General features: G+C 45.7%; 13 protein-coding genes. All 13 read right to left on the reverse strand.

The window, feature by feature from the left end:
* Positions 1-15 precede the first annotated feature (15 nt).
* A complete protein-coding gene (locus DWV34_RS05630; protein WP_009290012.1) occupies positions 16-876 on the reverse strand; it encodes an AraC family transcriptional regulator in 861 nt (286 codons plus the stop codon).
* A gap of 90 nt (positions 877-966) precedes the next feature.
* Positions 967-1,494 (reverse strand): N-acetylmuramoyl-L-alanine amidase, encoded by a 528-nt coding sequence (locus DWV34_RS05635; protein ID WP_009290013.1) that lies wholly within the window; start codon positions 1,492-1,494, stop codon positions 967-969.
* 186 nt (positions 1,495-1,680) lie between these two features.
* Entirely contained in the window at positions 1,681-2,544 is an 864-nt protein-coding gene (locus tag DWV34_RS05640) for a polysaccharide deacetylase family protein (protein WP_006568393.1), read from the reverse strand.
* A gap of 1 nt (position 2,545) precedes the next feature.
* On the reverse strand, positions 2,546-4,213 hold the full coding sequence (gene ade, locus DWV34_RS05645) for an adenine deaminase (protein ID WP_118475637.1): 1,668 nt from the start codon (positions 4,211-4,213) through the stop codon (positions 2,546-2,548).
* Positions 4,214-4,225: 12 nt separating this feature from the next.
* Entirely contained in the window at positions 4,226-5,416 is a 1,191-nt protein-coding gene (gene metK / locus DWV34_RS05650; RefSeq protein ID WP_009290016.1) for a methionine adenosyltransferase, read from the reverse strand.
* Positions 5,417-5,498: 82 nt separating this feature from the next.
* Positions 5,499-6,137 carry a hypothetical protein gene (locus tag DWV34_RS05655; RefSeq protein WP_006568390.1) on the reverse strand — a complete coding sequence of 213 codons (639 nt, stop codon included), beginning with the start codon at positions 6,135-6,137 and terminating at the stop codon, positions 5,499-5,501.
* 20 nt (positions 6,138-6,157) lie between these two features.
* Complete coding sequence (locus DWV34_RS05660; protein WP_009290017.1) at positions 6,158-7,453, reverse strand: UDP-N-acetylglucosamine 1-carboxyvinyltransferase; 1,296 nt, start codon at positions 7,451-7,453, stop codon at positions 6,158-6,160.
* A 183-nt stretch (positions 7,454-7,636) separates the two neighbouring features.
* Entirely contained in the window at positions 7,637-8,146 is a 510-nt protein-coding gene (locus DWV34_RS05665) for a shikimate kinase (RefSeq protein WP_006568388.1), read from the reverse strand.
* Positions 8,124-8,723, reverse strand: a complete 600-nt coding sequence (locus DWV34_RS05670) for a flavin reductase family protein (RefSeq protein ID WP_118475640.1) — start codon at positions 8,721-8,723, stop codon at positions 8,124-8,126. Before DWV34_RS05670 ends, DWV34_RS05665 begins: the two co-directional genes overlap by 23 nt.
* A gap of 4 nt (positions 8,724-8,727) precedes the next feature.
* On the reverse strand, positions 8,728-9,144 hold the full coding sequence (locus DWV34_RS05675) for an HIT family protein (protein WP_009290019.1): 417 nt from the start codon (positions 9,142-9,144) through the stop codon (positions 8,728-8,730).
* An 830-nt stretch (positions 9,145-9,974) separates the two neighbouring features.
* Positions 9,975-10,571, reverse strand: coding sequence for a recombination mediator RecR (gene recR / locus DWV34_RS05680; protein WP_009290020.1), 597 nt, complete (start codon positions 10,569-10,571; stop codon positions 9,975-9,977).
* A gap of 15 nt (positions 10,572-10,586) precedes the next feature.
* A complete protein-coding gene (locus DWV34_RS05685; protein ID WP_006568384.1) occupies positions 10,587-10,940 on the reverse strand; it encodes a YbaB/EbfC family nucleoid-associated protein in 354 nt (117 codons plus the stop codon).
* Positions 10,941-10,969: 29 nt separating this feature from the next.
* On the reverse strand, positions 10,970-12,568 hold the full coding sequence (gene dnaX / locus DWV34_RS05690; protein ID WP_187115084.1) for a DNA polymerase III subunit gamma/tau: 1,599 nt from the start codon (positions 12,566-12,568) through the stop codon (positions 10,970-10,972).
* Positions 12,569-12,663: the final 95 nt, after the last annotated feature.

A 12,663-nucleotide genomic window follows, 5' to 3' on the forward strand; every position in this document is an offset into this window, starting at 1 on the left:
TCTTTGATTTACCGTTTATTCACTTTTCTTCTTTACCGGAACCCAAACTTCATATTTTGCATTTTCAGGGTCCGCATTCAAGTATACCTCAATGTCCGGCGCTTCCCCAAACTCATATCCTGAGTTCGGCAGCCATTCCGTCCCGATCCTCTTTTCCAGCTGCTGAATCGATTCCGGCATGGTACCTTCTCCTTCAAAGATTGCCCAGGTGGCAGCCGGAACCATATATTCATCCCAGCCTTCTTCTGCGGGATCATCGCTTGAAACTGCGATGAGATATTTCCACTGCTCTGACTTATCGTCACATGCACTGACTCCCAAAATGCCCTGAGGTTCTTTTCCAATCTTAGAAACCAGTTTCTGGACAGATCCGTCTGCGGCAGCTTTTGTCCACAGTCCGGGTACCATCTGAAAGTTTTTTTCCACATCTTTGTGCATCGGCGCAGACGGCCCTATAATACGGAAGCTCTCTTTTGTCTCAATTCTGTAATTCATCTCTGCATCTCCTTTTATTGTGATCTGAAAACTGATGGGAGGATAGGATTTCAATATGATACCGTTTTTTCTCGCCGCCGAAGGCGCTGTGTGATGAACACTTTGAAATGCCCGGTTAAATGCGGTCGGTGAATCATAGCCATATTTAAGTGCTATATCCACGATCTTTTCCTTTCCGGTGCTCAGCTCAGCCGCTGCCATAGACATTCGTCTGCGGCGGATATATTCCGACAGCGTCACATCTGCAATATAAGAAAACATTCTCTGAAAATGATAAGTGGAACAGCATGCAATCTTTGCAAGTTCCTCATAATCGATTTCCTCTGTCAGATGTTCCTCAATATACGATACGGCCTGATTCAGCCGCTTCATCCATTCCATCTCTAAACTCCCTCCTACAACAAAAGAATACAGCCATATGAAAAAATATTCCTCTCAATCTGTGCACGAAAAAGAGAACTGCCTCACAGACTATTTTCCTGCAATTCCGTCTGCTATCAATTTTGCTACCTTTTTCATATCTTTTCCCAATTCACAGTCACCCTTATTATCGCAGAAAAAACTTTCCACAAGAATAGCCGCCGGTTTTGTTCCATTTAGAAAATACAGATGATCCTCTTTTTTCGCTCCCCTGTCCCTGAATACACCGGCCAGCTTTTTCTGAACTCTCTGTGCATACGCTTTTCCTGTCTCCGTCTTGTAGTACACTTCCGCGCCATGTCCTGTTCCGTCGCTGGCATTTAAATGCAGTTCCAAAGCCAGATCATAGACGCCCTGATTGATGAGAGGTAGTTTATATGATTTTTCCTCTTCCTTAGATGCAAATTTCTTTTCGGGACATACAACAACATCTGCTTTCCACCCGTTCTTCTCCAGGTACACCTTTAAAAGAGGGGCAAGCGCCTTGTTATACTGGTATTCATTCACAACACCGCTGGCTGAAGTGCACATACCGTTTTTCAAAATACTGTGGCCCACTGAAATTACTGCTTTTTTCATACATTTGCCTCCTTTTTTTATTTCGGATCAATGAAAAAGGCAAAACCATAAAGACGGTCCTGCCTTATTCTTACAACCTACACCTGTCTTTTGTGATAGGTCTATTATAAAAATTTTCTGCTGCTCAAGCAATAGTTCTGCAGTCAATCACTCACCCGGGTGAGTGAATCACTGATCCTATGTAACCTATTTTTTATACCTGTTGATCTGGTTTGCACTTATGACCACATCGCCCTTGCCTACCTTTATACCCTTGGCTTCCAGCAGTTCAGATACCGTGCACACTTCAAATCCTTTTGCTTTCAGCTGAGGAAGAACCTTTTCCACTGCCGCCACCGAAGGTTTATGGATATCATGCATCAATACGATATCTCCGTCCTTAGCCTGCTTTAAAATCGTATTGACCGTGGCATTTGTATTCAGTGTCTTCCAATCCAGTGTATCGATGCTCCATAAAATCAGAGGCGCATCAACATTGGCTTTTACTGTGTCATTGATGGCACCGTAAGGAGGTCTAAGCTGTCCCACATCTGCTCCTGTCACCTTGGAGATGGCAGCGTTCATCTTCTGCATCTGCAGCTGGACTCCGGAAGCCCCGATTTTTGTGAGCTGAGGATGATTCCATGAATGTCCTGCCACTTCATTTCCTGAATCCATGACTTCCTTTACCAATTCCGGATACAGGTTGGCATTCTGTCCCAGCATAAAAAATGTTGCTCTCGCGTCATTTTTATCTAAAGCCTTGACGATTCTGTCCGTATTCTCTCTGGCCGGACCGTCATCAAAAGAAAATGCGATCAGCTTCTTCGTCTTATCAATTTTTCTCGGCACATAAAGTGAATCCTTTAATTCATCCCCTGTTCCTTTGTCCATGACGCCTTCGTTGGCCTTTGCAGTCATCTCTCCGATCCCGTCATTTACACTTGTGTATTTTGTCTTTCCGGAACGGACAAACCAGATACCCCCGGCTATGACTACAGCCAGTAAAAGAATCCATCCGGCAATACCGGCTTTGTTCCATTTCCTTCTTGTTTTCCTTCTTCTGCTCATTCTACTCACCTTTTTCCTTTATCATCTGAAAGTTTTTTACATCCACCAATCCTTTATCTGTCAGGCGCAGTTCCGGTATCACCGGGAGCGCCATAAATGACAATGTTGTGAAAGGATCACAGTCCTCTGATACTCCCATTTCCCTGGCTCTCTGTACCATGGCATCCAAACGCCTCTGTATCTCCTTTGCAGGCTGCGTACTCATGAGTCCGGCAATCGGAAGGGGAAGTCTCCCCACATCTTTTCCATCCTGCACCAGAGCATAGCCTCCCTGCATCTCTTGTATCATCTCCACAGCTTTCATAATGTCTCTGTCATTATCTCCTGCTGCAATAATATTGTGTGAGTCATGGGCAACCGATGTGGCAACTGCTCCATTAGTGATCCCATATCCCTTCAGCGGAGCTGCCTTAATATTCCCTGTACCTCTGTGCCGCTCAAACACACACAGCTTTGAATATGTGGAATCGGGACAAAAAAGACCGTTCTCAGCAGCCACCTCTTCTTTTAGGTACCTTGTCGTAATCTGTCCGGGCACCAGTCCGATTACCGGCACTTTTCCTTTTGTGTGCAGTTTCAGCTGTTCCTCAGTGAACGGTTTCAGATTCACTGTGTGCATCATTCCCCTGTAATCCGATTCATGTTCCGCCCTGTCTTTCAGCAGATGCCCGGACGGGATACCCTTTTTGTACACTTCGAGCACTTTCATATTCTCCAAAGAATCTAAGACTGCGATATCTGCATCAAATCCCTTTTCCAGGCATCCGACGCCGGCAAGACCATATGTCTGCGCCGTATTCCAAGTGCCCATGGCCACTGCTTCCTCCGGCTTAAGTCCCAGCCGGATGCTTTTCTTTATATTATAGCTGATATGACCTTCGTGCTCGATCGTATCCAGATGTTTATCATCTGTACAGAAAAGAAATCCTTCCGTGTCCAGGCCTTTCTTCACGATTCCTGAAACGATTGCCTCCACATTTCTTGCCGCACTTCCTTCCCGGATGAGAATTTTCATTCCGGCTCTCCGCTTTTCTTCTGCCTCTTCAAAGGAGGTACACTCATGGTCCGTCATAACCCCTGCCTGTATATATCGATGCAAATCGGTTCCCGAGAGTCCGGGAGCATGACCGTCGATCACTTTTCCCCTGCAGAGAGCGATCTTATCCATAATATCCTTTCTTCCTGCAAGAACATCCGGATAACACATAACCTCACCTAGGCCGAGCACTCTCGGATGTTCGATCCACGCCTCCATATCTTTAGACGTGAAATCCGCCCCATTAGTTTCAAATGGTGTGGAAGGAATGGAAGACGGCAGCATCACATAGACGGAAACCGGCAGATCCTCTGATACATCCAGAAGATATTTCATAGCTTCATTTCCCCTGACATTGACCATCTCATGGGGATCAGCGATTACTGTCGTAGTCCCGTGGGGCAGCACTGCCTCTGCAAACGCGGCCGGTGATGCCATGCTGGACTCAATATGGACATGGGCATCGATGAATCCCGGACAGAGCACCTTTCCGCTGCAGTCCACTTCTCTTTCTCCGTCAAGTCTGCCAATCTCCGCGATCACTCCCCCTGACACAGCCAGATCTGCCCTGTAACTTGTCTTTGCCTTTACATCTACGATGGTTCCGTTTTTAAACACAAGGTCGTATGACATTATTGTATCCTCTTATCTGGCCTGTTCTCTCAGCATATCGGCTTTGTCCAGGCGTTCCCACGGCAGATCCAGATCATTTCTTCCGAAATGACCATAATTTGATGTCTGACGGTAGATCGGTCTTCTCAGATCCAGCATCCTGATGATTCCTGCCGGTCTTAAATCAAAGTTTTTCCTGATCAGTTCCACAAGGTCTTCGCTGGATATTTTCCCGGTGCCGAACGTATCCACATTGATGGATGTCGGATGTGCAACACCAATCGCGTAGGACAGCTGAATCTCACATTTATCAGCCAGTCCGGAAGCTACGATATTCTTTGCCACATAACGCGCAGCGTATGCAGCCGAACGGTCTACCTTGGTACAGTCCTTGCCCGAAAAAGCTCCGCCGCCGTGCCGTGCATATCCGCCGTAGGTATCCACAATAATTTTTCTTCCCGTGAGTCCCGCATCACCCTGCGGTCCCCCGATGACAAAACGTCCTGTGGGATTGATGAAAAATTTCGTTTGATCATCCACCATTTCTTTCGGCAGAACCTTATCAAAGATCTCTCTCTTCACATCTTCGTGAATCTGCTCCTGATCCACTTCCGGATCGTGCTGTGCAGACAGGACTACAGCTTCCAGACGGAAAGGCTTTCCGTTTTCATCATATTCCACGCTGACCTGCGTCTTGCCGTCCGGTCTCAGATAAGGAAGAACCCCATCCTTACGCACCTGCGTAAGTCTCTTGGACAGCTTATGAGCAAGAGAAATCGGATACGGCATATACTCCTCCGTCTCATTTGTGGCATAGCCAAACATCATGCCCTGGTCACCTGCGCCAATCGCATCCAGTTCCTCATCAGACATATCAGATTCCTTTGCCTCCAGGGCCTTGTCCACACCAAGGGCAATATCTTTGGACTGCTCATCAATGGCCGTAATGACACCGCAGGTGCTCGCGTCAAATCCATATTTGGCTCTCGTATATCCGATATCCGTCAAAGTCTGCCTTACGATTTTCTGGATATCCACATAGGCATTGGTTGTGATCTCGCCCATGACCATAACGAGTCCTGTTGTGGTACAAGTTTCACATGCTACCCTGCTCATCGGGTCTTGTTTTAACAGTTCATCTAAAATAGCATCTGAAATCTGGTCACAGACTTTGTCCGGATGTCCTTCAGTCACGGATTCTGATGTAAATAATATTTTTTCCATTATGTGCTCCTTTCGCTCTGCTGTACAGCAACTATATATATCGAAAAAGGCCCGAACTGATCGGACCTGCTTCAATCTAAAATCATAAATTCGGCATGATATTTACATTCCTGCTGCGGATGACTTCCACTTCCTTCACCTGCCCTGCGGCAACTTTAGATACGCGGACTGCCCCGCCCGGAAAATAATAACAATGCCCGCACTTTACTTCTTCATTTTCCAAATCAATGCCCTTAAGTACTGCTTCTCCTATGGACTCTCCTTTGTATTCCTCCGGAATGTTCACATGGACCAGCTCATTTACTTTGGCAATCTTCTGGTTCGGCAGAAATACTGTCTTGTCAATGTCCTCAAAACGGTCCAGAAAATACTTTCTTATAATGAAGAGGACCGCGATTGAAAAAATACAGAGCAGATTTTCTACCGGACTGGTATGCTGCGCGATCATCTGTCTTGCAATCGCAAACATCAGTACTTCTACCAGTGTCGACGCAGTATGCCTGCAAAGCATCTTAATGAACTCCACGCAGATCACAAGATTAAATGCATTGAGTACAAACTGATAGACAGCATCGGAATCCGGATTAGATGATAAAATAGCGATCAGATCTTTGATCATCCAGATCCCGCCGCCGATAACCGCTATGGCAATCAGCGCAGATAAATAAAACTCTATCCACTTGGATATTTTAAAAACTTCATTCTTCAGGTATTGTCGCACCGGCAATTCCCCCTTAATATCTATACAATACGCAGCTTAAATCTCGCGATTTCTTTCTCACTGTTCACCAGCTGAATATCTCCGCCAAGATTCTGAATTTTCTTTTCAAAGCCTTCATAGCCCCGGTAGATATATCCGATATCGCTGACTGTAGTATAACCGTCGGCCGCAAGGCCTGCAATGACCAGCGCCGCCCCTGCACGAAGGTCAGGTGCTGAGACATCTGCCCCGGTAAACAATTTGACTCCGGTAATGATGGCTGTTCTGCCGTCTACCTGAATACGGGCACCCATCTTTGTCAGTTCATCCACATACCGGAAACGGTTTTCAAAAATGCTCTCTGAAACGATGCTTGTTCCGTTGGACAGAGCCAGTGACACTGCCATCTGAGGCTGCATATCCGTCGGAAATCCCGGATACGGGAGAGTTTTGATCTGGGTGGAATCGAGCCTTTTTGTTGCTACAACTCTGACCGCGTCGTCAAACTCGTCTACCTGCGCACCGATCTCCTCCAGCTTCGCGCTGATGGCTTCCAGATGCTTTGGAATAACATTTTTAACCGTAATATCACCTTTCGTAGCTACAGCCGCAGTCATGAATGTCCCCGCCTCAATCTGGTCCGGAATAATGGAGTATTCACAATTTCCAAGCTTTTCTACGCCTTTGATCTTAATCACATCAGTGCCGGCTCCGCGTATGCTGGCTCCCATGCTGTTCAGAAAATTGGCTACGTCAACTACATGCGGCTCTTTTGCCACATTTTCAATGGTTGTATTTCCCTTTGCCAAAGCCGCTGCCATCATGACGTTAATCGTCGCACCCACAGATACCACATCCATATAAATGTGGCAGCCAATCAGCTCATCGGCAGTCGCTGTGATCATGCCGTTTTCTATCTCAATCCTGGCTCCCAGCGCCTTAAATCCTTTGATATGCTGGTCGATCGGACGGCTTCCGATCTCACATCCGCCCGGCAGGGCTACTCTGGCCCTTTTATACTTCCCAAGAAGAGCCCCGATCAGATAATAAGAAGCCCTGATCTTCCGGATATACTCGTTATCCACATCGCAGTCCGCATTCATCCCGCTTCCGCTGATAACTACTTCATGTTTTCCTAATCTATTCACTGTGGCTCCAATGCCTTCCATGGCCTGGAGCAAAACATTTGTATCCCTGACATCGGGCATATTCTCAATAGTACACGTTCCGTCTGTCATAACTGCTGCTGCTAAAATGGGCAGTGCAGCATTCTTTGCGCCTCCGATGACAACTTCCCCTACCAGTGGGTTTCCGCCTTTAATGATATATTGTTCCATCATACACCTCTATATAAAACTCTATTCAATCAATCGAATCATTCATTCTCTATCAATAATCTATCCATTCTTCTGAAAAATAAGCGTGTCTTTTTTTAAACACAACCCCTGGACAGGCAGTCATAGCCTGCATAAGCCCAAAAGTTCCATGCCGCTTACTCGCATATTTATCAGTATATCACACTACATTAAGTTTTCCAACACTTTTTCTAAGGCTTCCCCGATCTTTAAATCATCGGCATCTACCGTGATGTCTGCATATTTTTCATAGAGAGGTATTCTTTCCCGGTATAAGTCACTGAGTGTCTGCCCGTTATCCAGCACCACACCCCTTGCCGCAAGGTCGCCAAGGCGTTCGGCAACCGTTTCATAATCAAGCTTCAGATAGATGACTGTACCAATATTTCTAAAATGTTCCATCGCTTTCGGGCTGTAAATGGCGCTTCCCCCCGGTGCGATCACAGAGTTTTCGGCTTCGACAGATGCGTTGACCTCCTCCTCAATCTTTTTAAATGCTTCGTTTCCTTCCTGGCTTATGATATCTCTCAGAAGCTTTCCGGTCTTCTGCTGGATCACCAGATCCGTATCAATAAACTCGGCTCCCAATGCCTTGGCGAGCAGAACTCCGATGGTACTCTTGCCGGCCCCGGGCATTCCAATTAAAATATAGTTATTTCCTTTTTGGCTTGTCATTTCTTTTCTTCCTTTTTTTCTTCTTTACGGAGTATCCAAAACTTCCGATCTGTCTGCCCGTCTCAAAATATCCTCCGTGTGAATAGATTAGGGGATTGGTCTTTTCGAGGGCAAACCGTCCGTTTTCTTCCATATAAGTATCATCTGCGAGAATGTTTACAACTCTGGCCGTAAACATATGATGAGAGCCCAGAGGAGTGATCTTTTCTACCCGGCATTCAATATTCACAGGACTCTCCTTGATATACGGCGCATAGGATAGTGTACCGTGTTCCCCCGTGAGTCCCGTCTCTTTAAACTTATCCAGTTCCCTTCCGGAGCGCACGCCGCAGAAGTCTGTCGCTTTGGCAAGTTCTGCCGTGGTCAGGTTGATGACAAACTCACCGCTCTTTTCAATTATATGATAGGAATGTCTCTGGGGTCTCAGTGAAATATAGGTCATCGGCGGATTTGTACAGATCGTACCCGTCCATGCCACAGTAATGATGTTGTCAGATTCTCCCTCCGCACCGCAGCTTACCATCACCGCCGGCAGGGGATATATCATATTGCCCGGTTTCCAGGATATCTTTGACATGCCCTTACATTTCCTTCCGTATGGCTTCCCTGAGCTGTTCCATCTCTCCGTCTTCATAGCTCAGTTCTTTCCATCCGATATTTACGGTATCGCCCTCGTATCTTGGGATGATGTGCATATGAAAATGAAAGACGGTCTGACCAGCTACTGTTCCGTTGTTCTGTAAAATATTCATTCCGTCGCAGTCAAGTACTGACTTTAAAGCCCTCGCAGTCATAACTGCAAGTTCAAACAGTTCTCCGGCTGTGGCCGTATCTATATCGTAAATATTATCATAGTGTTCTTTCGGCAATATGAGTACATGCCCCTTGTTGGCCGGAGCGATATCCATGATTACCTTAAATTTTGAATTTTCATAAATGGTTGTTGACGGAATCTCTCCGCTGATTATCCTGCAAAATATACAATCCTGTTTTTTCATGATCTTCATCTCCTTTGGTAAGTATTGTATCTTATTTATAGGCCTTTTTCAAGAATCCAAAAATGAAGTGTGAAATTATTACTATAATATTCGCTTAACTAAAAAAGGTGAGTCTCTGCGACTCACCTTTTAGACTATTTAATTGTTATTGATCGGAGGCTTCTCTTCGATCCGCCCTATTTCATACATGCCATACACAACTTCTGTATTCCCTTCAATCTCTCAATCAATCCGAACTCTGAGTCTCTGCGACTCAAACATCAAACTTCTTGATCTTTCATTTCTTTTACTTCCGTTCTCTTCTATATACATCTGATTCTTCGTATGACGTTCTACCTGTCCTGTCTCTCCGACCTGTGTATAAAATCTATACCGGACATATTTATTCTATATTCTGAAGGCTCACTGTATGAAATTTATTACTCTCTGTATATAGAATGTCTTCTATGTCTTTCGACATAATATCCAAACAATATCGCCTCCCATCGATTCTTTCTAGGTATCCGTTTCCTTGTTCCTCTTTATGTTATTATTATAAAAAACAGACCCTATATTGTCAAGCAATTTTATTATGTATACAGTGTTTTTTGTTTTATTATTATTTATTTCTAAATATTCTGATAATTTAACCGCCTTTTTTCAATTTATCCACAGTTTCTTCACGATTTGTTCACAATTATTCGTTACAATAAAACATGTAAAGTAGTTAAACATTTTTAAATACTTTCAAATCCTACCCCTCTTGAGGATGAAAATCCTCTCCTTATTGTTTTAAAGTTTTAAAGTTACTTACAGAAAAAGAGCAGCCTGCCCGGCTGCTCTTTTTCATTTCATAATTCAGTTCTTCCTTCCAGTGCCCGAAGAAGGGTAACCTCATCAATATATTCCAAATCTCCGCCCACCGGAACTCCGCTGGCAATTTTGCTGACTTTGATGCCTGTCGGCTTCACAAGTTTGCTTATATACATTGCCGTGGTCTCTCCTTCCAGGCTTGAGTTGGTAGCAATGATCAGCTCGTTCACATCACCCTGAAGTCTGGCCATCAATTCTTTCAGCCGGATGTCAGAAGGTCCGATCCCAAGCATCGGAGATATTGCTCCGTGCAGAACATGGTAAATGCCCTCGTATTTTCCTGTTTTCTCATAGGCCATCAGATCCCTGGTGCTCTCCACCACCATAATGGTACTGTGATCACGCTTGCTGCTGGAACAGATCGGACAGATGTCCTGATCCGTCAGGGTACAGCACTCTTTACAGTAGTGGACATTTTCCTTTGCATCCAGAATGCTCTCAGATAAATGCTTCACCTGGTCCAGCGGCATATTTATAATGTGAAAGGCAAGCCTTCCGGCCGACTTGGGGCCGATTCCCGGAAGCTTTCCCAATTCTTCAATCAACTTCGTGATCTGACTGCTGTAATAATCCATATCCGTTATCCATCCTTAGAAAGGAAATCCGCCTCCCATGCCTCCTCCGAGACCTCCGGTGATTTTCCCCATTTTGCTCTGTGAATCTTCTTCCATCTTGCGGAGCGCTTCATTGGTGGCTGCAACGATCAGGTCCTCCAGCATCTCAATATCATCCGGATCAACTACTTCCTCATCCAGACTTACGGATACCACTTCTTTTTTGCCTGAAACAACAACCTTTACAACTCCGCCTCCGGCTGTGGCTTCATATTCAGTCTCTTCTAATTGTTTTGTTGTTTCTTCCATCTGCTTCTGCATCTTCTGCGCCTGTTTCATCAAGTTGTTCATATTTCCGCCCATACCCGGAAATCCGCCTCTTTTTGCCATCTTAAATACCTCCTGAAATAAAACTCTTTTTATTCTTCTATTGTCACATCCATGTGAATACAATCCAGATTAATGGTGTCATCATTTTTCTCAGATTCCATTTCACCGATCTCTATCTTTACCTGGAATCCTGATCTCTCGGCCAGTTCCTCTTCCAGTGCCTCTATCTTCTCGGGATGCCTCTGAAAGTAATCCTTCCCCATGTTCATACTGCCTTCCGGCTTGAACATAAGTCTCAGAACTTCTGTCGATTCATCCGCAGTCAGAATTCCCTTCGAAAGGAGATTCTTGATCATCGGCGGCTGTGCAAGCTTCACCTGCTTCCAGTGCTTGATGATCTCCTTGAGTTCCCGGGCTCTGGCTTTCGGAAGCCTCTCTTCCAGTATCTGCTCCGTTGTCTTTTCCGGTTCCTTCTGCTTCTGAACAGGTTCTTCTGCGGCAGTCTGGGGTACCGCGGCAATTCCCTGAGTTTTTATCTGTTCAAGCGAAGCCTCCAGCATACGCATCCGCTCCAGTACACTGGACAGATCCGTCTCCATCTGCGGCCGGCACATCTTGATCAATGCCACCTCTGCCAGCACTCTTTTCGATGTGGAAAACCGGATCTGATTCAGCAGATCCGACAGTATGCGGATATACCGGATCACAGTCTCTTCTTCCACCTGTGCTGCCTTTTCCTGCATCAGACTGAGCTGCTCCGCAGAAACTTCCAGAGCTTCCATGGATGCATCACCTTTGCCTGCCAGCAGAAGATTTCTCAAATACCAGATGAAATCCGTGATGAACTGGGATAGTTCTCTTCCCTGCTCCACAACCTTTCCGACGATCCCGATAACCTCCGTCACATCATTTGCAAGGATGCTGTCCAGAAGCCTTGCATAGACACTGATATCTACGGTTCCCAACACTTCAAGCACATTTTCATAGGTCAGTTTTTTCCCGAGATAAAATGCAATGCATTGATCCAAAAGACTCAGAGCATCGCGCATGGAACCGTCCGCCATTCTGGCTACATATCTCAGCGCCTTTTCTTCTGCCTCCACGTGTTCCTCCGACATCAGTTCCATGAGCCGGTCCGCAATAACATCTGCTGTGATCCGGTGAAAATCATATCTCTGGCATCGGGAAAGGATCGTTATGGGTATCTTGTGTACCTCTGTGGTGGCCAGAATAAAGATCACATATTCCGGCGGCTCTTCCAAAGTCTTTAACAGGGCATTAAATGCCCCCATGGAAAGCATATGCACCTCGTCGATAATAAACACTTTATATTTTCCTGAAGCCGGTGAATACTGCACCTGTTCTTTGATATCCCGGATATTGTCGACACCGTTGTTTGACGCTGCGTCAATCTCCATAACGTTCATAGAACTGCCTTCCTGGATCTCCCTGCAGCTTTCGCAGACTCCGCAGGGATTTCCGTCCTCCGGGTGCTCACAGTTCACTGCTTTGGCGAGCAGCTTTGCGACCGACGTCTTTCCGGTTCCCCTGGTTCCGCAGAACAGATAGGCATGGCCGATACGCCCGGCTTCCAGCTGGTTCTTCAGCGTCGTGACGATATGATCCTGCCCCTTGACCTCATCAAAGGCCGACGGCCGGAACTTTCGGTATAAAGCCATATATGACATATTCATTCCTCCTGCATCATTTCCTTATTGTATCATAACCTCTGAAAATGGAAAAGGAAAAAAATCGTCGAACTTTTGCCCCTGTTTTCCGTTGC

The organism is Anaerostipes sp. AF04-45 (assembly GCF_003461725.1).
In the GTDB taxonomy this organism is placed as follows: Bacteria; Bacillota; Clostridia; order Lachnospirales; family Lachnospiraceae; genus Anaerostipes; species Anaerostipes caccae.